This window comes from Falsirhodobacter sp. alg1, from assembly GCF_000739715.2.
In the GTDB taxonomy this organism is placed as follows: domain Bacteria; phylum Pseudomonadota; class Alphaproteobacteria; order Rhodobacterales; family Rhodobacteraceae; genus Falsirhodobacter.
Genome location: NZ_BBJC02000001.1, coordinates 364,722 through 390,536, shown reverse-complemented (window position 1 = coordinate 390,536; position 25,815 = coordinate 364,722). Strand labels below are relative to the sequence as shown.

22 protein-coding genes and 1 tRNA gene are annotated in these 25,815 nt (G+C 60.6%); 8 read left to right on the top strand and 15 right to left on the bottom strand.

The window, feature by feature from the left end; all coding sequences use genetic code 11:
- Positions 1–58: 58 nt before the first annotated feature.
- The 5 genes from dxs to TR36_RS01800 form a co-directional block, all read right to left on the bottom strand.
- A complete protein-coding gene (gene dxs / locus TR36_RS01820) occupies positions 59–1,960 on the bottom strand; it encodes a 1-deoxy-D-xylulose-5-phosphate synthase (RefSeq protein ID WP_045388011.1) in 1,902 nt (633 codons plus the stop codon).
- Between the two features lie 10 nt (positions 1,961–1,970).
- A complete protein-coding gene (locus TR36_RS01815; protein WP_045388013.1) occupies positions 1,971–2,837 on the bottom strand; it encodes a farnesyl diphosphate synthase in 867 nt (288 codons plus the stop codon).
- Positions 2,834–3,070 (bottom strand): exodeoxyribonuclease VII small subunit, encoded by a 237-nt coding sequence (locus TR36_RS01810; RefSeq protein ID WP_045388019.1) that lies wholly within the window; start codon positions 3,068–3,070, stop codon positions 2,834–2,836. Before TR36_RS01810 ends, TR36_RS01815 begins: the two co-directional genes overlap by 4 nt.
- Positions 3,071–3,131: 61 nt before the next feature.
- Positions 3,132–3,830, bottom strand: a complete 699-nt coding sequence (locus tag TR36_RS01805) for a response regulator (protein WP_045388022.1) — start codon at positions 3,828–3,830, stop codon at positions 3,132–3,134.
- On the bottom strand, positions 3,827–4,327 hold the full coding sequence (locus tag TR36_RS01800; RefSeq protein ID WP_062762232.1) for a MarR family winged helix-turn-helix transcriptional regulator: 501 nt from the start codon (positions 4,325–4,327) through the stop codon (positions 3,827–3,829). The genes TR36_RS01805 and TR36_RS01800 overlap by 4 nt, the downstream gene beginning before the upstream one ends.
- A 136-nt stretch (positions 4,328–4,463) precedes the next feature.
- Between TR36_RS01800 and TR36_RS01795 the strand changes: the two genes are divergently transcribed.
- Complete coding sequence (locus TR36_RS01795) at positions 4,464–5,333, top strand: branched-chain amino acid aminotransferase (protein ID WP_045388029.1); 870 nt, start codon at positions 4,464–4,466, stop codon at positions 5,331–5,333.
- 32 nt (positions 5,334–5,365) lie between these two features.
- Here the strand turns inward: TR36_RS01795 and TR36_RS01790 are convergent, their stop codons facing one another.
- The 7 genes from TR36_RS01790 to TR36_RS01760 form a co-directional block, all read right to left on the bottom strand.
- Positions 5,366–6,025 carry a glutathione S-transferase family protein gene (locus tag TR36_RS01790; protein WP_062762229.1) on the bottom strand — a complete coding sequence of 220 codons (660 nt, stop codon included), beginning with the start codon at positions 6,023–6,025 and terminating at the stop codon, positions 5,366–5,368.
- Between the two features lie 71 nt (positions 6,026–6,096).
- Positions 6,097–6,828, bottom strand: coding sequence for a monofunctional biosynthetic peptidoglycan transglycosylase (gene mtgA, locus TR36_RS01785; RefSeq protein ID WP_082714811.1), 732 nt, complete (start codon positions 6,826–6,828; stop codon positions 6,097–6,099).
- Positions 6,829–6,898: 70 nt separating this feature from the next.
- Entirely contained in the window at positions 6,899–11,428 is a 4,530-nt protein-coding gene (gene gltB, locus TR36_RS01780; protein ID WP_045388035.1) for a glutamate synthase large subunit, read from the bottom strand.
- Positions 11,429–11,515: 87 nt separating this feature from the next.
- On the bottom strand, positions 11,516–12,205 hold the full coding sequence (locus tag TR36_RS01775; RefSeq protein WP_045388038.1) for a hypothetical protein: 690 nt from the start codon (positions 12,203–12,205) through the stop codon (positions 11,516–11,518).
- Positions 12,202–13,638, bottom strand: coding sequence for an NAD(P)-dependent oxidoreductase (locus TR36_RS01770; protein ID WP_045388041.1), 1,437 nt, complete (start codon positions 13,636–13,638; stop codon positions 12,202–12,204). Before TR36_RS01770 ends, TR36_RS01775 begins: the two co-directional genes overlap by 4 nt.
- Positions 13,639–13,794: 156 nt before the next feature.
- Positions 13,795–14,589, bottom strand: a complete 795-nt coding sequence (locus TR36_RS01765) for an undecaprenyl-diphosphate phosphatase (protein ID WP_045388044.1) — start codon at positions 14,587–14,589, stop codon at positions 13,795–13,797.
- 8 nt (positions 14,590–14,597) lie between these two features.
- Entirely contained in the window at positions 14,598–15,578 is a 981-nt protein-coding gene (locus TR36_RS01760; protein WP_045388809.1) for a complex I NDUFA9 subunit family protein, read from the bottom strand.
- Between the two features lie 146 nt (positions 15,579–15,724).
- On the opposite strand from TR36_RS01760, the gene TR36_RS01755 reads away from it, so the two are divergent.
- From TR36_RS01755 to TR36_RS01745, 3 genes are all read left to right on the top strand, one after another.
- Positions 15,725–15,809: transfer RNA gene (locus TR36_RS01755), tRNA-Leu, on the top strand.
- 296 nt (positions 15,810–16,105) lie between these two features.
- The gene (locus TR36_RS01750; protein ID WP_045388047.1) at positions 16,106–17,137 is read left to right on the top strand and encodes an NADP-dependent oxidoreductase; all 1,032 of its coding nucleotides are present in this window, start codon (positions 16,106–16,108) and stop codon (positions 17,135–17,137) included.
- A gap of 17 nt (positions 17,138–17,154) precedes the next feature.
- On the top strand, positions 17,155–17,829 hold the full coding sequence (locus tag TR36_RS01745; RefSeq protein WP_045388050.1) for a type 1 glutamine amidotransferase domain-containing protein: 675 nt from the start codon (positions 17,155–17,157) through the stop codon (positions 17,827–17,829).
- Positions 17,830–17,922: 93 nt separating this feature from the next.
- Here TR36_RS01745 and TR36_RS01740 read toward each other — a convergent pair whose 3' ends face one another.
- The 3 genes from TR36_RS01740 to TR36_RS01730 all read right to left on the bottom strand — a co-directional run bounded on the left by TR36_RS01740 (position 17,923) and on the right by TR36_RS01730 (position 20,435).
- Complete coding sequence (locus TR36_RS01740; protein ID WP_045388053.1) at positions 17,923–18,696, bottom strand: DUF1499 domain-containing protein; 774 nt, start codon at positions 18,694–18,696, stop codon at positions 17,923–17,925.
- A gap of 141 nt (positions 18,697–18,837) precedes the next feature.
- Entirely contained in the window at positions 18,838–19,959 is a 1,122-nt protein-coding gene (locus tag TR36_RS01735) for a YHYH protein (RefSeq protein ID WP_052362461.1), read from the bottom strand.
- A gap of 11 nt (positions 19,960–19,970) precedes the next feature.
- Positions 19,971–20,435 (bottom strand): MarR family winged helix-turn-helix transcriptional regulator, encoded by a 465-nt coding sequence (locus tag TR36_RS01730; protein WP_045388056.1) that lies wholly within the window; start codon positions 20,433–20,435, stop codon positions 19,971–19,973.
- A gap of 163 nt (positions 20,436–20,598) precedes the next feature.
- Here TR36_RS01730 and TR36_RS01725 point away from each other — a divergent pair, with 163 nt between their 5' ends.
- From TR36_RS01725 to TR36_RS01710, 4 genes are all read left to right on the top strand, one after another.
- On the top strand, positions 20,599–21,888 hold the full coding sequence (locus TR36_RS01725; protein ID WP_082714810.1) for a multidrug effflux MFS transporter: 1,290 nt from the start codon (positions 20,599–20,601) through the stop codon (positions 21,886–21,888).
- Between the two features lie 174 nt (positions 21,889–22,062).
- Positions 22,063–23,205 carry a phosphoserine transaminase gene (locus TR36_RS01720; protein WP_045388059.1) on the top strand — a complete coding sequence of 381 codons (1,143 nt, stop codon included), beginning with the start codon at positions 22,063–22,065 and terminating at the stop codon, positions 23,203–23,205.
- Between the two features lie 41 nt (positions 23,206–23,246).
- Positions 23,247–24,839 (top strand): phosphoglycerate dehydrogenase, encoded by a 1,593-nt coding sequence (gene serA, locus TR36_RS01715; RefSeq protein WP_045388062.1) that lies wholly within the window; start codon positions 23,247–23,249, stop codon positions 24,837–24,839.
- A 180-nt stretch (positions 24,840–25,019) separates the two neighbouring features.
- Positions 25,020–25,766: a metallophosphoesterase gene (locus TR36_RS01710; protein ID WP_045388065.1), complete on the top strand. Its 747-nt coding sequence runs from the start codon at positions 25,020–25,022 to the stop codon at positions 25,764–25,766.
- Positions 25,767–25,815: the final 49 nt, after the last annotated feature.

Below are 25,815 nucleotides of genomic sequence, written 5' to 3'. Positions count from 1 at the left end.
GGCAATCCAACCCCCTCTCTGCCCGCAGACAGCAAGAGGGGGTCAGAGCCGATATATTTCAGAGGGTTGAAATACCGAGCGCCTCAAGCGCCTTTGCTTCGATCTGCCGCGCATCAAGGCCGGCAATATGGTACATCGCAGCGGGGCTGGCCTGATCGATAAAGGTATCGGGCAGCACCATCGACCTGAACCGAAGTCCGTGATCGAAAACACCTTCATCCGCCAGAAGCTGCGCCACATGGCTGCCAAAACCACCAATGGCCCCTTCCTCGATGGTGATCAGCGCCTCATGGGTTCTGGCAAGCCGCAGGATCAGATCCCGATCCAGCGGTTTGGCAAAGCGCGCGTCGGCCACAGTTGTGCTGATGTCCTGCGCCTCAAGAGCCTCGGCCGCCTTTTCCGTTTCGAACAGGCGGGTGCCAAAGGACAGAAGGGCGACCCGCTTGCCTTCACGCAGAACGCGCCCCTTGCCGATTTCCAGTGGCGTGCCCTGCAACGGCAACGGCGCACCGGTTCCTTCACCCCGGGGGTACCGGAATGCGATCGGGCCGTCATCATGCGCGGCAGCCGTCGCCACCATATGCACCAGCTCCGCCTCATCCGCAGCGGCCATCACCACAAAGCCCGGCAGATTGGCCAGAAAGCCTACATCGAACGAACCGGCGTGGGTGGCCCCATCGGCCCCCACCAGACCCGCGCGATCAATGGCAAAGCGCACGGGCAGCCCCTGAATGGCCACATCATGCACCACCTGGTCGTATCCACGCTGCAGGAATGTGGAATAGATCGCGCAGAACGGCTTCAGCCCCCCTGCTGCCATGCCGGCGGCAAAGGTCACCGCGTGCTGCTCGGCAATTCCCACGTCAAAGCACCGTTCGGGAAAGCGGCCGGCCATCAGGTTCAGCCCCGTCCCGTCGGGCATTGCAGCCGTCACCGCAACGATCCGTGAATCGCGCTCGGCTTCGGACACAAGCGCCTCGGCAAATACCTTGGTATAGCTGGGCAGGTTCGATTTTGTCTTGGCCTGCACGCCGGTTTCGACATCGAATTTGGCCGTGGCGTGGCCTTTGTCCGATGCCGCTTCGGCAGGGGCGTATCCCTTGCCTTTTTTCGTGATGACATGGATCAGAACCGGCCCCGTGGCCTTGGCCTTCACCGTGCGCAGAACCGGCAGCAAAGCATCAAGATCATGGCCGTCCACCGGCCCGATATAGGAAAAGCCCAGCTCCTCGAACAGCGTGCCGCCAAAGGCCATACCCTTCAGCATTTCCTTGGCACGGCGCGCCCCTTCCTGGAACGGACCGGGCAACAGGCCGACGGCGCCCTTGGCCGCCGCCTTCAGTTCATGGAAACTCGCGTTCCCGTACAGACGGCTCAGATAGGCAGACAGGGCACCGACGGGCGGTGCGATGGACATCTCGTTATCGTTGAGGATCACGAACAGCCGCTTATCCAGATGCCCCGCGTTGTTCATGGCCTCGAACGCCATGCCCGCGCTCATGGAGCCATCTCCGATCACGGCGATCGCATCGCCCGGCTGCCCCCCCAGATCACGTGCCGCCGCAAACCCGAGCGATGCGCTGATGGAGGTGGAGCTATGGGCCGCGCCGAACGGATCGTATTCACTCTCGCTGCGCTTGGTAAAGCCGGAGAGGCCGCCCTCGGTGCGCAGGGTGCGGATACGGTCGCGGCGCCCGGTCAGGATCTTGTGGGGATAGCATTGATGACCGACATCCCAGACAAGCTTGTCCTTGGGCGTGTCGAAAACCGCATGCAGGGCCACGGTCAGCTCGACCACACCAAGCCCCGCCCCCAGATGCCCGCCTGTCACGGAAACGGCCGAGATCGTCTCTGCCCGCACATCATCGGCCAATTGCCGCAATTCGCGGTCGGTCAGGCGCTTCATATCCGCGGGAATCTTCACCCGGTCAAGGATCGGGGTAATGGGTCGGTCGGTCATGCCTGCCTATTCAACTTTCACGCGTGATGACGAAGCGCGCGGCCTCGCACAATGTTTCGGCAGCAGAACCATAGGGATCCAGTGCGGCCTCTGCCTCGGCCACCAGATCGCGGGCTTTCGCACGGGCCGCATCCAACCCCAGAAGCGAGACGAACGTGGCCTTGCCCGCCTCGGCATCCTTCATCAGCCGCTTGCCCGCCTTGGTCGCATCGCCTTCGACATCCAAGATGTCGTCCGCAATCTGGAAGGCAAGGCCCAGCGCATCGGCATATGCCGCAAGCGGTGCGGTATCCGCCCCGGCGATCATGGCCCCCGCCTGCGCGGAAAAGCCGATCAGCGCGCCGGTCTTGCCTGCCTGCAGCCGCGTAATCTGTTCAAGCGTCAATGGTGCTGTCGCGGTTTCGGCTGCAATATCCAGCGCCTGCCCCAGCACCATCCCCTGTGCCCCCGAGGCCTTCGCCAGTCCTGCCGCCAAGGTGATGCGGCAGTCTGCCGCACCGATACGCGTGTCCGTCAGACATTCGAACGCAAGGGTCTGCAGGGCATCGCCCGCCAGAATGGCAGTCGCCTCATCCCATTTGATATGAAGGGTTGGCTGGCCGCGCCGCAGATCATCGTCATCCATTGCGGGCAGGTCATCATGCACAAGGCTGTAGGCATGAAGCGCCTCCACGGAGGCTGCTACAGGCAATGCACGATCCGCAACCCCGTGCAGGCGCGCGGATTCAATCACCAGAAACGCCCGCAGCCGTTTACCGCCTCGCAGGGCATAGCGCATGGCATGCACCACCGGCACATCATCATGGCTAGCCAGCGCCTGCATCAGATGGGCTTCGGTATCCCGGGCGGCCTCGGCCAGCCGCTGATCGAACCTCACAGCCCCTCCGCAGGTGTGGTGGCCGTGGCGCGTCCTTCCTGGGCGCGGATCAGTTCCACCTTTTCCTCGGCGTCTTTCAGCTTTTGCGCGCAATGAGCCTTGAGCGCCGCGCCCCGTTCGTACAGCGCGATAGACTGTTCCAGCGGCACATCACCCTTTTCCAAAGCGGCCACGACGCGTTCAAGTTCGGCCATGGCCTCTTCAAAGCTCATCTCGGCGATCGGCTGGGTCATGCGGGCTTTCCCCCTTTGGGCGTTTCGACAACCATAACGGCCTTCGGGGCCTGATGCCAGATCAGTCCGGCGCCAGCATATAGCCGGAGCCGCGAACCGTCTGCAAATAGCGGGGCTGGCGGGGATCCACCTCGATCTTGCGACGAAGGCGGGTGATCTGCACATCCACGGCCCGTTCCTGCGTTTCCACGCCCTCTTCCCCTGCAAGGTCACCCACCAGACGCTCACGGCTGATCGGTTCGTGCGCCGAGGCCGAGAATATCCGCATCAGCGCCGATTCGGTGGAAGTCAGGCGGACGGGATCGGTGCCACGCCACAATTCGCCCCGTTCCATATCGTAGCGGACATCGCCAAGATGCAGAACCTTGGGACCAGCCTCCGGCCGTGCATTGGGAACACGGCGCAGGATCGCATTGATGCGCAGCAGCAGCTCTTTCGGCTCGAACGGCTTGGCAAGATAGTCATCCGCTCCGGCCTCAAGGCCTTCGATCCTGCTCTGGGTTTCCCCCCGTGCCGTCAGCAGAAGAATGGGCGTTGTCATATGGGCCCGCAAGGCGCGGGTCAGCGATACGCCATCCTCGCCCGGCATCATCACATCCAGCACCAGCATATCGAAATCGAGGCCCGCCAGAAGCCGCCGTGCCTGGGCTGCATCCCGGGCCACGGACACCAGAAAACCGCTGCGGACCAGGAACTTCTGCAGAAGTCCGCGGATGCGTTCGTCGTCATCAACCACCAGAAGGTGCGGCGTGTCGTTCATGATCCCGTCTCCTTCAGGCTATGATACTGTCTGCGCAATTCGGGGTCCATCATCGCTTCCAGCACCTGCCGGAAACCCTGAACCGCCCCTGGGCCTGCGGCGCGATAGGCCGCACGCATCCGCGCACGCTGCGCGTCCGACAATTCACGCTCCAATGCTTCCCCCTCGGCCGTCAGATGCAAATGCCTTTCGCGTCTATCCTTGCGCCCCACGCGCGCTTCGACAAGTCCTTCTTCCAGCAGCATGCGCAATACACGGTTCAGGCTTTGCTTGGTCACACCCAATATCGCCAGAAGATTGGTGACCGTGGTGCCGGGGGAACGGTGGATAAAATGCAGCGCCCGGTGATGCGCGCGGCCGTATCCCATCTCCTCCAGTATCCGGTCGGGATCGGCGGTAAAGCCGCGATAGGCGAAAAACATCGCCTCGATTCCCTTTCGAAGCTGCTCGTCTGTCAGAAACAGAAGCTGCTCGCCGCTTTGTGCGCCTTGGGGCATTCATGTCCTCCCTGTTCCCTCTTCACGTTTTACGTCAGAGACGTTGACATTCCAAGAGCAGAGCATTAGCGAGATGCCATGTTTGACGCAACTTTGTGTCCCCAACGGCAGATTTTACGAAACGAAGGTGATGAGCATGATTGCTACCTATGATGACCGCGATGGCAAGATCTGGATGGATGGCACGCTGGTGGACTGGCGTGATGCAAAAGTACACGTCCTGACGCACGCCCTGCACTACGCATCTTCGGTGTTCGAGGGGGAGCGTTGCTATAACGGCAAGATCTTCAAAAGCCGCGAGCATTCCGCCCGCCTGCTGAAATCGGGCGAGCTGCTGGACATGCCCATCCCCTATACCGTCGACCAGATCGAAGAGGCGAAAACGGCGATGCTGAAGGCGAACGGCTGGACCGACGCCTATGTGCGCGCCGTTGCCTTCCGTGGCGCAGGGGCCGACATGGGTGTCTCTGCCGCGCGCAACAAAGTCCAGATGGTCATCGCCGGTTGGGAATGGGGCGCCTACTACGGCGATGCCAAGATGAAGGGCGCAAAGCTGGGTATCTCCAAATGGAAACGCCCGTCACCTGAAACGATCCCGAGCCAGGCGAAGGCAGCCGGCCTGTACATGATCTGCACCATGTCCAAGCATGAGGCAGAGGCCAAGGGCTTCTCCGACGCGATGATGTTCGATTACCGCGGGTACGTCGCAGAGGCGACCGGCGCGAACATGTTCTTCGTCAAGGACGGCGAAGTGCATACGCCAAAAGCCGACTGCTTCCTGAACGGTCTGACGCGCCAGACGGTCATCCAGATCCTGAAAGAGCGCGGCATCACCGTGCATGAACGCCATATCGAGGCAAACGAACTGGAAGGCTTCGAAGAATGCTGGCTGACCGGCACCGCGGCGGAATGCACCCCCGTCAGCCAGATCGGTGACTACAATTTCGAGGTTGGCCAGCTGACCCGCGACATCACCAAGACCTATGAGGCGCTGGTTCGCGCCTGATAGCGGTGGGGGGCCCTGCGCCCCCCGTTTCCTCAGAAATCCAGATCGGCGTAGTGATGCGCCGGTGCATGTCCGGGCACCTGATCCGCCAGAATGGTACGGAACGCCGGACGCGACTTGATCTTGGCATACCAGTCCTTGACCACGGCATGCCGGTTCCAATCAACATCGGACACATAATCCAGCGATGACAGATGAGCCGCCGCCGCAAAATCGGCCAGCGTCATCTCGTCTCCGGCCAGCCAGCTGCGCTGGTCCAGCAGCCACGCCATATAATCCAGGTGATATTTGATCCGGCTGGAGCCCGACTTGATCGCCTTGCTGTCGGGATACCCCTGCCCGCGGATCTTCACCCGCTCGAACACCAGCTTCGATGTCACCTCGTGATAGAACTTGTCGTCGAACCACATGCACAGCCGGCGCACTTCATAGCGCTGCATCGGGTCGGCGGGCATCAACGCGGGCCGCGGAATCGTTTCCTCCAGCCATTCGCAGATCGCCTGACTTTCGGTCATGATCCGTCCGTCGATGCGCAGGATCGGCACCTTGCCTGCCGGATTGCGACGCAGGAATTCGGGGCTTTGCTCCCAATAGCGCTCTTCGACCAGTTCCACCTCGACCTTTTTTTCGGCCAGTGTCAGGCGAACCTTGCGGCAGAACGGAGAGAGCGAGAAATGATAGAGGCGGTTCATTGATAATATGTCCCAAGGGCGGTTCAGAGTGCCCCTCTGAATGAACCCGCACGCCTTGTTTTGCAAGCCGCTCAGCCGCGAAAGCAGGCATCCCGGCCGTCTGCGCGGATCGTTGCCGCCCCCGATTGCGCCGCATTGGCGCGTTGCTGCACGAATGGCGTGGGATGGGCGGCATCGCGCCCCTTGGGGTTGGGCAGCACTGCGGCCAGCCGGGCCGCCTGCGTGGCCGACAGATCTGCCGCCGACACGCGGAAATAATGCCGCGCGGCAGCCTCCACGCCAAAGACGCCCTCGTCGAATTCGGCCACATTCAGGTATATTTCCAGAATGCGCCGCTTGGACCATGTCAGCTCTATCATTGGTGTCAGAATGGCCTCCAGCGCTTTGCGCGGCCAGCTACGGCCCTGCCAGAGGTATACGTTCTTGACCACCTGCTGGCTGATGGTCGAGGCCCCGCGCGACGATCCCGCGCCGATGGCGCTACGGATCGCAGCCATGTCGAACCCCCAGTGGCGGCAAAAGTTCGCATCTTCGGCCGCAACGGCTGATCGTGCCATCACGGGGGCAATCCGATCCATTGACACCCATGTCCGGTCCACCCCGCCCAACCGCCGGCTTTCGGCAAGGATATAGGGAGTCGTCGGCGGGGCAACAAAACGGAACAGCAGAACAAAAGCCAGAACCCCGGCCAGAACCAGCAGGGATATCCGCTTCAATCCGCCACGACGCAACCACGCCGTTGCCGCACGAAATGGCCCCTTGCGGGGGGCCGGTTTTGATTTGGAACGCTTGGATGTTGCCATTCGCCCTTTAGCCACGAAGCGGATGTGATGGTCAACGAAAAAGGCCCGCCTGATGGCGGGCCTTTCGGGATCATTCGGCAGGTACGGCCTGGGCCTCATCCGAAAGCGGATGCGGCAGATGGCTCAGCATCTCGATCGGACAAGCCTGAAGGAAGTTCGAACGCTCTTCCTCCCAATGGCGCAGGATCCGGAGGGCCTTCTGGCTGCCCGTTTCCTTTGCATGGCGTTCGATCAGATCCCGCAGCTGTGCCTCCCAATGCGGGTGGGTCACGGCGCAGGTCACCAGCGTCTCGAGGTTCATCATATCCTCGGCCACGCCGTCCGGATCGTAGAGATAGGCCATCCCGCCCGTCATCCCCGCCCCGAAGTTTGCCCCGATCGAACCCAGGATCACCGCGACACCGCCGGTCATATATTCGCAACCATTGGTGCCACAGCCCTCGATCACCACCTTGGCGCCCGAATTGCGAACGGCAAAGCGTTCACCTGCACGACCTGCTGCAAACAGATACCCATCGGTTGCACCGTACAGGACGGTATTCCCGATGATCGTGTTGTCCGCCGCAACAAGCGGGCTTCCCATCTGCGGACGCACCACGATCGTGCCCCCCGACAGGCCCTTGCCGACATAATCGTTGGCATCGCCCTGCACCTCGATCTTCAGACCGCGCACGGCAAAGGCCCCGAGGGACTGGCCGGCATTGCCCGAAAGCTTCAGCGACAGATGGTCCGCCTGCAAGGCGTTCCGCATCCCGAACTTCTTCACGATGTGGCTGGACGCACGCGTACCGATGGTCCGCAACGTATTCCGCACCGCGTAGGAGAGCTGCATCTTCTCCCCTTCCTCGAAGAAGCGGGCCCCGTCCTTGATCACATCGGCATCCAGCGTATCCATCACGTGGTTGCGCGGCTTGGACCGGTCGTAGGTGATCCGGCTGGCCCCATCCACGGTGATCAGCAGCGGATTCAGGTCCAGATCGTCAAGATGCGCCGAACCACGGCTGACCTGCGACAGCAGATCCGCGCGGCCAATCACCTCGTCCATCGAACGGGCGCCGATGGAAGCCAGGATTTCCCGAACCTCCTGCGCGTAGAAGGTGATCAGGTTGACGACCTTGTCCGCCGTCCCCGTGAACTTCTTCCGCAGCGCCTCATCCTGTGTACAGACGCCCACCGGGCAGGTGTTCGACTGGCACTGGCGTACCATGATGCAACCCATCGCGATCAGGGCAGCGGTACCGATCCCGTACTCCTCGGCCCCCATCATTGCAGCCATCACCACATCACGGCCGGTTTTCAGGCCGCCGTCGGTGCGCAGGGTCACACGCTCGCGCAGGTTGTTCATCGACAGAACCTGATGCGCCTCGGTCAGGCCCATCTCCCATGGCAGACCCGCATATTTGATCGACGTGCCGGGCGATGCACCCGTTCCACCGTTATGCCCCGAAATCAGGATGATATCGGCCTTCGCCTTGGCCACACCGGCCGCAATCGTCCCCACACCCGAAGAGGATACCAGCTTTACCGTAACCTTGGCACGCGGGTTGATCTGCTTCAGATCGTAGATCAGCTGGGCCAGATCCTCGATGCTGTAGATATCGTGGTGCGGCGGGGGCGAGATCAGCGTCACGCCTTTCGTGGCGTGGCGCAGACGCGCGATCAGCTCGGTCACCTTCATGCCCGGAAGCTGGCCACCTTCACCCGGTTTGGCCCCCTGGGCAACCTTGATCTCCAGCTCTTCGCAGGCATTCAAGTATTCCGCCGTCACGCCGAAACGACCCGACGCCACCTGCTTGATCTTGGCCGACGGGTTGTCGCCATTTTCATCCGGAACGAAATGCTCCGGCAGTTCGCCGCCCTCGCCGGAATCGGATTTGGCACCGATCCGGTTCATCGCGATGTTCAGCGTCTTATGTGCTTCCGGCCCCAAGGCCCCGAGCGACATACCGGGCGTCACGAAACGCTTGCGGATGGAGGTGATGCTTTCCACCTCCTCGATCGGGACCGGTTTGCCCAGAGGCTTGATGTCCAGCAGGTCGCGCAGGTGGATCGGCGGATTGGCACGCAAGGCCGCCGAATACTGCTTCCAGATGTCATAGCTGGCACGGTCGCAGGCGGCCTGCAGCATGTGCATCGTCTGCGCTTCCCATGCGTGCTTTTCGCCCGAGCGGCGCGCCTTGTAGAAACCGCCGATCGGCAACACGTCCATCCGGCCCAGCCAGCCACGGGCATGCACCTCTTCGACCTTGCGCTGAAGGCCGTGCAGACCGATGCCGGAGATGCGGCTGTGCATGCCGGGGAAATATTCCGCAACCATGGCGCGGCTCAGCCCCACCGCTTCGAAATTCAGACCACCACGATAGGAGGAGATGACCGAAATGCCCATCTTCGCCATGATCTTCAGCAGGCCCGCATTGATGGCATCGCGATAACGACGCATCGCATCGGTCAGCGTGCCGTCAATCAGCCCCCGCTCGATCCGGTCGGCAATGCTGTCCTGCGCCAGATAGGGGTTCACCGTCGTGGCACCACAGCCGATCAATACCGCGAAATAATGCGGATCGATACATTCCGCCGAACGCACGTTCACCGAACAGAAGGTCCGCAGTCCCTTGCGCGTCAGCCACGAATGCACGGCGCTGGTCGCAAGGATCATCGGCAAGGGCAGCCGGGTCTCGCTTTGCGGTTCATCGGTCAGCACGATGTGGCTTGCCCCCGAACGCACAGCATCCTCGGCCTCGGCGCGAATGCGCGTCAGGGCTTCGGTCATGTCGCTGCCCACCGGGAACGTACAGTCGATCTGGGCAACCTGATCGCCGAACTGCCCCAGCATCACATCGAATTCGGAGTTGGCGATGAACGGGCTTTCCAGAACCAGAATTTCGGTCTGGCCCGAATTCTCGTCCAGCACGTTCTTCAGGTTCCCGAAACGGGTCTTGAGGCTCATCACCCGCGCTTCGCGAAGGCTGTCGATGGGCGGGTTGGTCACCTGGCTGAACGCCTGACGGAAGAAATGCGACAGCGGGCGATAGACGGACGACAGAACGGCCGCGGGGGTATCATCGCCCATCGAGGCGATCATTTCCTTGCCGTCCTCGGCCATCGGCGCCAGAACCTGCTCCAGCTCTTCCAGCGAATATCCGGCGGCCATCTGGCGCTGGCGCAGCTCTGCCCCCTGAAAGCGCGTCGCCTCGGGCACATCGCGCAGCAGCACGTTCAGATCCACGACACGCTCGATCCAGTCGCCGAACGGACGTTCGGCGGCCAGCTTATCCTTCAGCTCGGTATCGTGATAGAGTTTGCCTTCCAGCATATCCACCGCGATCATCTGACCCGGCCCCAGCGCGCCTTTTTCACGGATCTGCGCCTCATCGACCGAAACCATGCCCGCCTCAGACCCGGCAATCAGCAGCCCGTCCCCTGTCACGACATAGCGCATCGGACGCAGGCCGTTCCGGTCCAGACCGCCACAGACCCAGCGGCCATCCGTCATCGCCAGTGCGGCGGGGCCGTCCCACGGCTCCATCACGGCGTTGCAATAGGCATACATGTCGGCCCATGCCTTGGGCATTTCTCCGGTCTGTTTCGACCATGCCTCGGGCACCAGCATCGTCTTGGTCATGGGCGCGCTGCGCCCGCCGCGCACCAGTACCTCGAACACGGCATCCAGCGCACCGGAATCCGAGATCCCCGCCGGAATGATCGGTTTGATATCGCCGGCCGCGTCCCCGAACGTCGTTGCCGACATCCGGATCTCATGGCTTTTCATCCAGTTGACGTTGCCCTTCAGCGTATTGATCTCACCGTTGTGGGCCAGCATGCGGAAGGGTTGGGCCAGCGCCCATTGCGGGAAGGTATTGGTCGAATAGCGCTGGTGATAGATGGCGAATGCGCTTTCAAAACGCTCGTCCATCAGGTCGGGGTAGAAGACCGCAACCTGTTCGGCCAGCATCATGCCCTTGTAGATGATCGACCGGCAGGACAGCGAGCACAGGTACAGGCTGGTGATGTTCGCCTCGAGCGCCGCCTTTTCGATCCGGCGACGGATGATGTACAGCTCACGCTCGAACTGTTCCTCATCGATATCCTTGTCGCAGCGGATCAGGATCTGTTCAATCTCGGGGCGGGTCGCATTTGCCTTGTCGCCCATGACCGACACATCGACGGGCACATGGCGCCAGCCATAGATGTAGTGACCCATCCGCAGAACTTCGGACTCCACGATCGTACGGCAGCGTTCCTGCGCCGCAAAATCGGTGCGCGGCAGAAAGATCTGGCCAACGGCAATCTGCTTGGACGTGTCCGGCTCATGGCCCGTCCGGCGAACCTGGTCATAGAAGAAGGGGACCGGGATCTGGACGTGGATACCCGCGCCATCACCTGTCTTGCCGTCGGCATCCACGGCACCGCGGTGCCAGATCGCCTTCAGCGCATCGATCCCGGCTTGCACGACACGGCGTTGCGGCTGGCCGTCCATCGCCACGACAAGGCCAACCCCGCAGGAGGATTTCTCGTCATCCATGCGGAACATGCCGTGTTCGGCCATATACGCACGTTTGGCTTCTTCGGCCTTCACCCAGGCGTCATCATAGATGGTCATCTCAGCTCTCCTTGCGGTTGGCGGCCTTGCGGGCGAAATATTGGTCGTTAGCGGTTTGCAGTCTGGATGTTCGGTTCATTCTGGCAATCATCCGTGCGATCCCCCGGTCGGCAGGCCCGAAAGGACCTCGTCGCAATCAAAAATAGGCTGGCCTGCCTCGAACCCGTCCTCTCCGGGAAACGCAAAGGACATCGGGCGGTCATTCGAGGCCACCCATTCCCCTTCGTTGAACCGATGCTCCGAAGAGCCGGAAAAGAACGTGCCGAGTTCTTGGCTGATGAACTCGTTCCCGCGGGATTCGCGCAGGATGTTGCCAGCCTCGTCGGTTTCGGTCAGGCGGTATTTGGTCTGCGCCAGGGACTGTCCGTCAATGACCTCGGTCTGGCCGGTCAGGCTATCCCGCCCGACAGTGTGGGTACGGCTGCCATTGCTGCGACGCTGCCAGAAATCATAACTGTCGGTTCCGGTCGCCATCAGATTGCTGATGGAGCCTGCGTCATTCACCTGATCCAGCCGCTCTGCCCCGCTGTCATTGCCGTCATAGCTTTCCATCCACTCCCCTTCGGAATTGGTGCGCGATAGAAAGAACGGGCCTTGCTGGTCCGAATCCGAACGCCACATGTCCCCCGGCGCATCCTGGGTACAGACATAGTAGTTGGAAACGCGGCACTGCTTGTACTGCACCGTCATCTTGGTGGTACAGCCGGCCGGCGGCTGGAAGGACCCTGCCGCTGCTGCCACAGGCAGCAGGGCAATGATACATGCCAGTCGGATCATTCCGCAGCCACCGCCGCAGGCGCTACCAGATAGTCGAGGATCGAGGCCGCAGCCTCGCGTCCATCCCGGATGGCCCATACCACCAGCGAGGCACCGCGCACGATATCACCCACGGCATAAACACCCGGGATATTGGTGGCATGGCTCCGGAAATCGGCCTTGACCGTCCCCCAGCGGGTGGTGGCCAGATCGGCGGCATTCCACTGCTCGGGCAGATCCTCGGGCTCGAACCCTAGGGCGGTGATGACCAGATCGGCAGGCTCGACGTAATCCCCGCCCTCGATCACCTCGGGGGCCTGACGGCCGGATACATCGGGCGGGCCGAGGCGCATGGTCTGCACCATCACACCCTCGACATGATCGGTGCCGGTAAACCCGCGCGGCGCGGTCAGCCACACGAATTCCACACCTTCTTCTTCTGCATTCTGGGTTTCGCGCTGGCTGCCGGGCATGTTCGCCCGATCCCGACGGTACAGACATTTGACCGACGTGGCTCCCTGACGGATCGCGGTCCGCACGCAGTCCATCGCGGTATCACCGCCACCGATGACAACGACGCGCTTGCCTGCTGCGTTCAGCTCTCCACTGTCGAACTCCGGCACATCATCGCCAAAGCTCTGCCGGTTCGAGGCAGTCAGATAGGCCAGCGCCGGCACCAGACCCGGCGTTCCGGCACCCGGCCCCGTAAGCTCACGCGCCTTGTAGACGCCCGTCGCGATCAGAACGGCATCATGCTGCCCGCGAATGGCGTCAAAGCTGATATCGGTGCCCACATTGCAGTTCAGCACGAATTGCACGCCGGCCTCTTCCAGCTGCTTTACGCGACGCATGACGATATGCTTTTCCAGCTTGAAGCCGGGGATCCCGTAGGTCAGCAGGCCGCCCGCACGATCATGACGATCATAGACGGTGACCTGGATACCCTGACGACGCAGCACATCCGCCGCCGCAAGTCCGCCCGGCCCACCGCCGATGATGCCAACGGATTCAGCACGTTCGGAAATGGGGGTGCCGGGAACGACCCAGCCCCGCTCCCACGCGGTGTCGGTGATGTATTTCTCCACCGCGCCGATGGTTACAGTGCCGTGGCCCGATTTCTCGATCACGCAGTTTCCTTCGCACAGGCGGTCCTGCGGGCAGATACGGCCACAGATCTCGGGGAAGGTATTGGTGGCTTGGCTGATGGCATATGCCTCTTCCAGACGGCCCTCCGCCGTCATCCGCAACCAGTCCGGGATGTTGTTGTGCAGCGGGCAGTGCGATTGGCAATAAGGCACACCGCACTGGCTGCAGCGGCCTGCCTGCTCGGCGGCCTTGGCCTCGGCAAATTCGCGGTAAATCTCGTCAAAATCCTGCGCGCGGGCATCGGCCAGACGCTTTTCAGGCATCTCGCGGCGGGTGTTGACAAATTTAAGCATGCGTTGCGTGGCCATGGCTGGGCAATCCTTGCGATAAGGCGGTCGTCAGCCTTTTATACGCAGCCCATTTTCAATAAAAGTCAGCATGACTGACCTTTATGCCATTATTTATCTAGCATACTAGATTTTCCGACCAAAATTACAAAAAATAATGTCAGCAATGCTTACCCATCATATGCTAAGCGCTACCAAGGCAATGATTCCAACCACGATTCGCCACCAGCCGAAAATTGCGTAGCCGTGTCGCGATACATATCCCAGCAGCCAGCGCACCACGCAAAGGCCGGAAATGAAGGCCGCGATGAAGCCGATGACGATGGTTTCCACCTGCGCCGCATCCAGCACATCCCGGTTCTTCATCAGGTCATAGGCAAAGGCGCCCAACATCGTGGGCATCGAAAGGAAGAACGAAAATTCGGCCGCAGCACGCTTGCTAACCCCGAGGGCCAGGGCCCCCACAATCGTGGCGCCTGATCGCGACACACCCGGAATCATCGCGATGCATTGGATCACCCCGATCTTCAATGCCACGCCCAAGGGCAGACGCGTCGCATCCTCATATCGCGGCACCAATGCCAGACGATCCACGAAGATCAGAACCGCCCCGCCCAGAATCAGCATCAGTGCGATCAGACGCGGCGTCTCGAACAGAACACTCTTGATGATATCATGCGCCATGACCCCGATGAATACCGCAGGCAGGAACGCCACCAGAACCGAAGCCAGAAACCGGCGGGCCGAAGGGTCATGCGGCGCAGCCTGCACCACACCCCAAAGGCGCGCGGCGTAAAGTGAGGCCACCGCCAGCACCGCCCCCAGTTGCACCATCACCTCGAAAGCATGGCCTGCGCTGTCAAAACCGATGGCATGGCCCAACAGCAGCAGATGGCCGGTCGAGGAGACGGGAATGAACTCGGTCAGCCCCTCCACCACACCAAGGAGAAGGGCTTCGAGTACATCAATCATAATAATTGTCAGGCCTTGCGTGATTTCGCTGATTCCCGCATCCGGGCATATTGGCCGGAGGGGCGGAAACGCCACAGGTATTCCGGGATCACAGCCTCAAATGCCAGAGGCTCCACCCCAAGCTCGGCGAAACCCTGCGCATTTGCCGCCACGACGTTGTCCTTGGCCAGCAGTTTCAACTGGTCGCGGGAAACCGTGGTATTGGCGATCAGCCCACCGGACGCACTCGAAAGCCCGTCCATGACCGAAGCCATGATATTGGCCAATCCTAGAGGCAGTTCGACAACCTTGCGCTTGCGCATGATCACAACCAGCATCTGATCCATCAAGGCGCGGAAGGTTTCGACCTCCGGGCCGCCCAGCTCGTAGATCCCCGGAGCGGCCCCATCGATCCCGGCCACAACCGCCTTCGCCACATCATCGACATAGACCGGCTGGAATTTGGTATCGGCGTGGATCACCGGCAGAACGGGCCAAGGGCGGGCCATTGCGGCAAAACGGTTGAAGAATTCATCCTCCGGCCCGAAAATGATCGAAGGGCGCAGAATCACCGCGGCGGGGAATGCGGCACGAACGGCCCCTTCACCCTCTGCCTTGGAACGGGCATAGTCGCTGTCCGATTGCGCATCCGCGCCGATGGCGGAAATATGGACCAGACGCCCGACCCCAGCCTCGGCGGCCAGACGGGCAACGCGGCCAGCACCTTCCACCTGAATGGAATCGAATCCGTTCCGCCCGCTGGGGGCAAGAATACCGACGCAGTTCACCACCGCATCCGCACCCGCCAGCACCGAATGTACCGATGCATCATCCCGAATATTGCAGAAAACAGGTTCTACCTGCCCTACAGCGCCATAGGGTTTGAGAAACAGCGCCTCATTCGGGCGGCGGACGGCGATGCGAATGCGCCATCCATCCCGCGCCAACCGACGCGCAACATAGCGACCGACGAATCCGGAACCGCCGAAAATCGTGACGAGCTTGGTCATTCCCATACCCTCCGGGTCCTGCCTGACTTGGGTTGAGATACGCCGACTATCCCCTGCGGGCAAGCCTTGAGAGATCTTCGTAAAAAATCTTCAAATTCCGCATTGACACCCCCCGCCGCTCTAGGTAGATCACCGCCACGACATCAGCCCAGATGGCGGAATTGGTAGACGCGCACGGTTCAGGTCCGTGTGCCGCAAGGCGTGGAGGTTCGAGTCCTCTTCTGGGCACCAAAGTCTTGGCGAAAGCCCCGTGGTCCTCGTGACTTACGGGGCTTTGTCATTTATGGCCCCTGGCATTTCCAACGTGCCGAGCTGTCGAAGCTCTCACGTTTTATTCAGCGCGATCCGTTATCCAGACGGCAACCCACCGCAGCGTGTCGAATTAAATCTTTATATTTTGCGGACTTGGCGATCCGGTCGGGCCTTCCTAGATATCGGTCACACGCATTTCGAACAGTGCGGCGCCGCTGGACCCATACGCATCGGCGCACGTTCTGTTCATGACGCGATCAAAAAGGAACGTTCTCATGGCGCAATCGAAAACCGAAAATCGCAAATTTGTTCTGGCACAGCGCCCGACGGGGGAGCCTGACAGCAATACGCTTCGCCTTGAAACAGACAGCCTGCCGGAAGCCAAGGACGGCCAGATGCTGATCCGCAACGAGTATCTGTCTCTGGACCCCTACATGCGCGGCCGGATGAGCGATGCCCCCTCTTATGCCCCACCGGTCGAACTTGGCGATGTGATGGTCGGCGGTACCGTGGCGCAGGTTGTCACCTCCCATGTTGACGGATTTCAAGAAGGCGATTGGGTGGTAGCCTTCGGCGGATGGCAGGATTACGCGGTGACCGACGGCAAGGGTGTCATCAACCTTGGCAAATCGCCTGAAAACCCATCCTGGGCGCTCGGGGTGCTGGGAATGCCGGGCCTGACCGCCTGGGGCGGGCTGACCCAGATCGGCAAGCCGCAAAAGGGCGAGACGCTGGTTGTCGCCGGTGCCAGCGGACCTGTTGGTGCCACCGTGGGCCAGATCGCCAAGGTGCTTGGCCTGCATGTGGTCGGTATTGCCGGCGGCGCGGACAAATGCGCCCATGTGGTCGAGAAACTGGGGTTCGATGCCTGCATCGATTACAAGGCCAAGGACTTTCCGGACGCATTGGCAGCCGCCACACCCAAAGGCATCGACATCTATTTCGAGAACGTCGGCGGCAAGGTGTTCGACGCCGTATTTCCCTTGCTGAATCCCTTTGCCCGCATTCCTGTCTGTGGCCTTATCTCGCAATACAATGCCACCTCCCTGCCCGACGGTCCGGATCGCCTGAGCCTGCTGATGGGAACCATCCTGCGCAAACGTATGACCCTGCGCGGCTTTATCGTGTTCGAAGAGTTCGGCCATCTTTATGACGAATTCGCCAAGCAGATGGGCGACTGGGTCAAGGAGGGCAAGATCAAATACCGCGAAGAGATGATCGAGGGCCTGGAGAAAGCCCCCGAAGCCTTCATCGGCCTGCTGAACGGTGAAGCCTTTGGCAAACGCGTCATCAAACTGAACGCCTGAGAAAGAGAGCATCCGACATGAAAATTCTTATGGTTCTGACCTCTCACGACAAGTTGGGCGATACCGGCAACAAGACGGGCTTCTGGCTCGAGGAATTTGCCGCGCCCTATTACGTGTTCAAGGACGCGGGGGCCGAGGTTGTTCTGGCCTCGCCCAAGGGCGGCCAGCCGCCCCTTGATCCCTCAAGCGATGCGCCCGATGCTCAGACCGAGGCCACCAAACGGTTCAAGGGGGATCAAGCAGCCCAGCAAGCCCTGGCAAGCACCCGTTTGCTGGGCGATGTAGCGGCAGAGGACTATGATGCGATCTTCTATCCTGGCGGGCACGGCCCCCTGTGGGATCTGGCCGAGGATGCCCATAGCATCAGGTTGATCGAAACCTTTGCAAACAGTGATCGTCCGGTCGGTGCGGTATGCCATGCCCCCGGCGTGTTCAAGAATGTGAAGACCAAGGATGGCGCCCCCTTTACCAAAGGACGGCAGGTGACCGGGTTCACCAATACCGAAGAGGAAGCTGTCGGCCTGACAAAGGTCGTGCCGTTTCTGGTAGAGGACATGCTGACCGCCCAGGGCGGGATCTACAGCAAAGGCCCCGATTGGGGGTCCTATGTGCTGAAGGACGGCAGACTGGTAACAGGCCAGAATCCGGCATCATCCGAGGAAGCCGCCCGCCAGCTTCTTGGCATGCTGTAATCACTGAAAAGGGGAGCCGAACGGCTCCCCTTTTTATCACGACCATATCGAAGCGCACCGCCGCCCGGCAAAGGCAGCGATGAGGCTGGATGATTACTCGTTGAAGTCCTTGATGAACGTCCGGATACGCTCGGCGTTCTTGCCTTGGTCGCTGCGACCGATCCGCGAAACACTCCGCATGTCCACACGGCTCCCGGTATCAGCCGGTGAGACTGTGACAACGATATCATCAGCAAAATAGAACACGGCAGTACGGGCAGTGGCCTCGAACCGCATTGCGGCTTTATCCTCGCCCACGATCTCCCAGCCAGTGGCCTTTGCCACCTCCAGCGCGTGATCATAGGCGTCGGATTCCGACATGTCCGTCATGATCGGAACCACATCAGGATAGGCCTCGTGCTGCAACTTGGCAACTTCCGGGCCGCCGTATTCCAGATCATTGGTCGCCTCGATACGGCTGTCGTCGATCACCATGAAGGCCGGCGGGTTTTCGGTATTGGTAGAGATGTCATGGATGGGTGGAACCCGTGCTGGCGGATTGATCTTGGCCATCAGCTGTGGCCCGCACAACCCGATGCCCAACAAAAGGGCAATCACCGAATAGATTTTTCCGCCCGTGCCGCCGCGCACGATGCAATAGATCAGGGCAACCAGTGCCAGTCCCGTCACGACATAGGCGATCGAGTTGGCATAGGCGCGATACAATCCGAATCCATACCCCGGCGTCCACAGGCCAAGCCGCGCGCCGAACATGATGATCAGTGTCGCCGCCACGGCAAGAATGGCGACCACAAGAACGATGCCCCCGACCTTGGCCGATGAGCCCGCCTTCGAATTGGCCGGACGATTACTCTGGAAGTTTGACATGGATTCTCCTCGACTTGGCCGCATCGGGCCGATTGCTGGGCGTGGTGCAAATGATCATTTTTAGCGACAAGCCGGAAAGATGGCGACGGTACCTTCCGAAGGTGTGATCGCCTGTCATCGATCGCACCTCCGGAACAGGGGTCAGCGGCCGGGCTTCGGCAGCGTATTCCGCAGGGTTTCCTCACTTACACCCAGTTTTTCGGCAACTTCGGCCAGATCGGGCCGCTGGCCCGGTGCGCCCAGGGCCTGCATCAGGTCCTGCGGATCCACGCCCAATGTTTCAGCCGCCTCTTCCATTCCGGGGGGCATCTGGCCCGCACCGGGGCCGCCACCATGTTCGGAACCGATGCCGCCTGCGGCTGTGGTGGTGAAGTTGTTTTCGGCCACCACACCCTTCAGACAGGTGGGCAGGTTCGGAAAGCCTTCGGATGCGTGGTAGTGATATCCCTCACCCTCATCATGCCCGCCGCATTCATCCAGTCCTTCGGGCATGCTGCCGTTTGTTTCACGGCTGCCGTAAATCGGAAAACCGTCAAAGGCATAGGCAAATTTCTCGGTCGCGTCCTGCTGCAATGCGCAATCGGCTGAAACATTGGCCGAATTCAAAGCCGTTCCGATATCGGTCGCCGTTGCATGCCAGTGATACCAACCGCCCGGATCGATATGACCGCCACAGACATCCAGCGCGGGCATATGGCCCGTATCCAGCACGCTTGGCGCATCGGCAAAGATCGGAACCCCGTCTAGGGCAATCCCTACCTTGGCCACGGTGCCCAATTGGGATGGTTTTGCCGCCGGCTTGGGATGGGCGGGAATCAGCAACGTCATCGTCACATCATCGTCCAGCGAGGCTTGCAGGCAGGCATTGTCCACATCGGGCTGTTCGGTGCGCGGGTCGGAGATGTGAACCGTGCCATCCGCGTCGTAGAAATGGAAACCCTGCTCGTCCAGCATCTGCAGGAACGCCCCGTCAATGCGGTAAAGGCCCGCCTTGTCCCCGTCCCAATTCCACAAACCTCCGTCCTCCGAGGTGGTGGAAGGGCAGAACGGGCCGATGGTGAATTCATCCGGCTTGTTGTCCACCGTCATCTTGTAGCATTCGCTGGTAGTCCCGTCCGAAAGCTCACATTCCACCAGCTCGGGCGCATCGACAAATGCCGTCGGCAGAAAACTGTCGGCGAAATCCTGGCTTGTATCTGCCAGGGCAAATTGCGGTGCGCCCAAAAGGGCAAGCGCAGATGCGGTTATCAGGGCATGCTTCATAACTGGCTCCGTCAGGATGTTTCGGCCGTTTGTTGTGACCGATGTGGTGTCGGGTTCGTACCACCAAGCTGATCGCGCAGCTCACCGGTCAATCGTGTCAATGCGCCGCTCTTATCCGGCCCCAGGCGGGATTCAATCAAAAGATCAACCTCGCGCCATGACGCATGTATCTTGCCCAGCAGTTCCTCACCGCGGGGGGTCAGCCGCAAGACATTGCTGCGCGCCTCCGTCGGATTCGTGGTTCTGGAGATAAATCCCGCAGAGATCAGGCGTGCGGTCATTGTGCTCATGCTGGCCGGGGTTACCCCGAATTCGCGGGCCAGCTCGATCTGCGAGGCCTGCCCCATGCGATCCAGGGCATCGATCACCCGCGCCTGGCGGGGCAGCAGCTTGACCAGGGCCAGACGCTGGCGCAGCTCTTCTTCGACAAGCGCAGCCGAGTGCAACAAAAGATGAAAATCGAACTTCCGCGTCACCTGTGGAGACCCCTTGCTTCTTGCATAACATATAGCATGCTAATAATTAGGACCAAATCAAAAATTTGAATCCGCCATCTTGTCCGCGCATCCAGACGGATCGCGCGGAACATCCCGACAGACACACCGTTGCCGCATTGAAACCACCCCGAGGAGACCGGATATGCCTGATCAAGACAAAGCCGTTGATCCGGTATGTCCACCCTCGCCGGCGGGTCTGCATGACAGCACGACCGCCCCTGCCCCACCTCGAATTTCCAAGGTAGAGTTCGTATGCATGATGGCCACCATGATGGCGATCGTTGCATTCTCAACTGACGCTACGTTACCTGCCTTTCCGCAAATGGCCGCAGCCCTTTCCCCGGACGCGCCGAACCTTGTGCAACTGGTCGTCACTTTCTTTTTGCTGGGCATGGGGCTGGGCACCATCGTGACCGGCCCGATGTCGGACCATTGGGGCCGCAAGCCGGTCCTGCTGGGCGGTGCCGCGCTCTACATCACCGGGGCGGTGATGTGCTGGGCGTCCGGTTCTCTGGAGGTTCTGCTGGCGGGCCGCATCCTTCAGGGCCTGGGTGCCGCAGCTACACGGGCGGTAACAGTGGCGATGGTCCGCGATCTGTATTCAGGGCGGCAAATGGCCCAGATCACATCCTTCACGATGATGGTCTTTACCCTGTTCCCCGCCATCGCCCCCACCTTCGGAGAGGCTGTAATCAGGATTGCAGGATGGCGTGAAATCTTTCTGAGCCTGATCGTGATCGCCATTGTCGCGGCCATCTGGCTATCGGTGCGCCAGGGTGAAACGCTCCCCCCTGCGCGTCGCGTCCCCTTCCGGATGGGAAACATTCTGGCCGGTGCAAAGGAAATCCTGTCGATGCGCGTGGTCCGGATCATGATCTTCGTGCAGCTCGCGGCCTTCGGGACGCTGTTTGCCATGCTGTCCTCCATCCAGCAGATTTTCGACATCAGCTTTGACCGTGCCAGCGAATTCCACCTGTGGTTTGCCGGAATCGCCATTCTTTCGGGCAGCTCCGGGGCGATCAACGGCATGGTTGTGCAGCGGATGGGAATGCGTTTCATGATCGCGCTGATGCTGCGCCTGCAGATCGCCCTTTCGGCCCTTGCCATTCTTCTGATCGGCAGCGGCATGTTGGGGGTGAATGCACAGTTTGCGGTTTTCGTCCTCTATGCATTGGGCGTGTTCTTCCAGATCGGCCTGCTGGCCGGAAATGCGACAGCCCTCGCGATGGAGCCTCTGGGGCATCGCGCAGGACTTGCCGCTTCGGTCATGGGGTCTATCGGAACGGTAGGGGCGGTGATCATCGCCATTCCGATCGGGGCCGCGTTCAACGGCACACCGCTTCCGCTGATGATCGGTTCCCTCACGCTCGCCAGTCTGTCCTTCATCGCCACGCGGTTCCTGCCGGGTCCGGACCGGGAAACGGCGGCGTAATAGCGCAGCACCCCACGGCGGGCATAAGCCCCATTGCCCGCCATTTCACGAAACCCCAAGAAATTGTCATGGAAGCCGCGTTTTCTGTGCTTGCTTTATCCACAAGACAGGCCTACCTCCGTCAACGGGACACCCTTCCCCAACGAAGGGCGATTATCTGTAAGGATACCAGAAATGGCTATGACAGCTCCGTCCACGCGGCCGGCTAATCCGCGTTTTTCATCTGGCCCCTGCGCCAAGATCCCCGGCTTTACCCTCGACATGCTGTCCGACGCGCCCCTTGGCCGCTCGCACCGTGCCGCCATCGGTAAATCCAAGCTTGCCGAAGCGATTGACCTGACCCGCGACGTTCTGGGCGTGCCCGCCGATTACCGCATCGGGATCGTTCCCGCATCGGATACCGGCGCTGTCGAAATGGCCATGTGGTCCCTTCTGGGTGAACGCCCCGTTGAAATGGTTGCATGGGAATCCTTTGGCGAAGGCTGGGTGACCGATGTCGTCAAGCAGCTGAAGATCGACGCGCAGGTCAAGAAGGCGCCCTATGGCGAGATCGTCGATTTCTCCACGATCGACTTCAAAAATGACGTTGTCTTCACATGGAACGGCACCACCTCGGGTGTGCGCCTGCCCAATGGCGATGGCATTCCGGCTGACCGTCAGGGCCTGACCATTTGCGATGCGACCAGTGCGGCCTTTGCAATGGATCTGCCGTGGGACAAGCTGGATGTCACCACCTTCAGCTGGCAAAAGGTGCTGGGCGGCGAAGGTGGCCATGGTGTCCTGATCCTCAGCCCACGTGCGGTTGAACGTCTGGAAAGCTACAGCCCCGCATGGCCCCTGCCGAAGATTTTCCGCATGACGAAGGGCGGAAAACTGATCGAAGGCATCTTCAAGGGTGAGACGATCAATACCCCGTCCATGCTATGCGTCGAGGATTACCTCGTTTCGCTGAAATGGGCGCAATCGCTTGGCGGATTGCCTGCGCTGATCGCCCGGGCAGAAGCCAACGCGAAGGCCATTGCCGGCTTCACTGCGGCGCATGACTGGATTGCCAATCTGGCAGTTGATCCGGCAACCGCCTCCTGCACATCGGTCTGCCTTAAGTTTACCGATGATCGCATCAAGGATGGTGCGGCATTTGCCAAGGCAGTTGCCAAACGTCTGGAAAAAGAGGGTGTTGCCCTTGACGCCGGTGCTTATCGCGATGCCCCGGCAGGGCTGCGCATCTGGTGCGGCGCCACAGTCGAAACCTCGGACGTAGAAGCCCTGCTTCCGTGGATCGAATACGCATTCAACACCGAGATTGAGGCGCAGTAAGCGCCTCTCTTCCCCCATCCAATTCATATAGGAGCCGTCCAATGGCCCCCCGTGTACTTGTATCCGACGCTCTTTCGGAAACCGCTGTCCAGATTTTCCGTGACCGTGGAATTGATGTTGATTACATGCCCGCCCTGGGCAAGGACAAGGAAGAGCTGGCCCGCATCATCGGCCAGTATGACGGCCTTGCCATTCGCTCTGCGACCAAGGTCACGGACAAGCTGCTGGAACTGGCGCCGAACCTGAAGGTCATCGGCCGCGCAGGTATTGGTGTCGACAACGTCGATATCCCGGCCGCATCCAAAAAGGGCGTGATCGTGATGAACACGCCTTTCGGCAACTCCATCACCACCGCTGAACATGCAATCGCGATGATGTTTGCCGTTGCCCGCCAACTGCCCGAGGCGAGCGTTTCAACCCATGCCGGCAAATGGGAAAAATCCCGCTTCATGGGTGTAGAGCTGTTCAACAAGACGTTGGGCGTCATCGGCGCAGGCAACATCGGCGGCATCGTCTGCGATCGCGCCCTTGGCCTGCACATGAAGGTTGTCGCCTATGACCCCTTCCTGTCCGAAGAGCGTGCAACGCAGATGGGCGTGCAAAAGGTCGAACTGGACGAGCTTCTGGCCCGCGCCGATTTCATCACCCTGCATGTTCCGCTGACCGAAAAGACCAAGGGCATCCTGAATGCCGAAACGCTGGCAAAAACCAAGCGTGGCGTCCGGATCATCAACTGTGCCCGCGGCGGGCTGGTCAACGAGGTGGCTCTGGCCGAGGCGCTGAAGTCCGGTCAGGTTGCCGGTGCTGCCTTTGACGTGTTCGAGGTGGAGCCTGCAACGGACAGCCCGCTGTTCAACCTGCCGAATGTCGTCGTCACCCCGCACCTTGGCGCATCCACCAGTGAGGCGCAGGAAAACGTGGCGCTGCACGTTGCCGAACAAATGTCGGATTACCTGCTGACAGGCGCCGTGCAGAACGCGCTGAACATGCCATCGGTCACTGCCGAAGAGGCCGCAGTGATGGGCCCGTGGGTCAAGCTGGCAGGGCATATCGGTACGTTTATCGGCCAGATGACGGATGAGCCGATCAAGGCGATCAATATCCTTTATGACGGCGGCGTGGCCGAAATGAACCTTGCTGCCCTGAACGCGGCGGCTATCGCGGGCATCATGAAAGTTGCCAATCCTGACGTGAACATGGTTTCCGCGCCCATCATTGCCAAAGAGCGTGGCATCCAGATCTCCACCACCAAGCAGGAAAAGTCGGGCACCTATGACGCCTACATCAAGGTGACGATGGTAACCGAGAAGCGCGAGCGTTCGATCGCAGGAACCGTCTTCTCGGACGGCAAACCGCGCTTCATCCAGATCAAGGGGATCAACGTCGATGCCGAGATCGGTCCGCACATGCTGTACACCAGCAACAAGGACGTTCCAGGCATCATCGGTCTGCTGGGAATGACACTGGGCGAAAACGGCGCGAACATCGCCAACTTCACCCTCGGTCGCGCTGCGGCGGGCGATCAGGCCATCGCGATCATCTATCTGGATGAACCGTTGAACGAGAAAGCCCGTACGGCTCTGGAAGCGACAGGCAAGTTCCAGCAGGTCCGCCCGCTGCTGTTCGACGCCTGAGCAGCACTTGCAAACACGAAGGGCCATTCTGGGCCCTTCGTCAGCCGATCTGCGGTCAACCGCCAGTTATCAGCGCAGCTTTCGGCACCAGCCCCTTGGCATTTCCGCATAACCTCCCCTACATCAATCCCGAGGCCGACACCTGATGATGTGTCAGGTCCCGATTGCATTGGAGATGATATGCATACCTATGCCATTGGCGATATTCATGGCCATCTGGATTTGCTGCAGGCTGCCCACCAACGAATAGAGCGTGACATGGCCCTGCATGGGGCCGCCCCCATTGTCCATGTCGGAGATCTGGTGGACCGGGGACCGGATTCTGCAGGTGTGGTGGAATACCTGCGCAGCGGAATTGAGAATGGTCAGAACTGGATTGTGCTCAAGGGCAATCACGACCGCCTGCTCAGCCGGTTTCTGGACGATCCGGCCTGGCATGATCCGGGGCTAAAGCCTGAACACAGCTATATGCACCCGAAGATCGGGGGCGGTGCCACTCTTGCCAGTTACGGCGTTGCGAATGCCGCTGATCGGCCCCTGGCTCCGGTGCATGCCGAGGCTGTGGCGGCTGTGCCGCAATCGCACCGCGATTTCCTCGCCTCCCGCCCTGTCAGCTTCCGTCGGGGGGAATGTTTCTTCTGCCATGCGGGCGTACGTCCCACGCGAGAGCTGGAGGCGCAGGCCGAGCAGGATCTGATCTGGATCCGCAAGGATTTTCTGGATTTCACCGACAGCTTCGGCCCGCTGATTGTCCACGGCCATACGGCCATTGCGCAGGCCACCAGCTACGGCAACCGCCTGAATACCGACAGCAGCGCGGCCTATGGCGGCCCCCTTTCGGCAGTGGTCATCGAGGGGCGTGATGCCTTTCTTCTGACAGACGAAGGACGCAAGCCAATTCCCGCCGAACCTCATCCCCCCGCTTGACGTTATAGCGCCAAGCAGGGATTTTCCGCGCTGTTATCATAAGGGACGA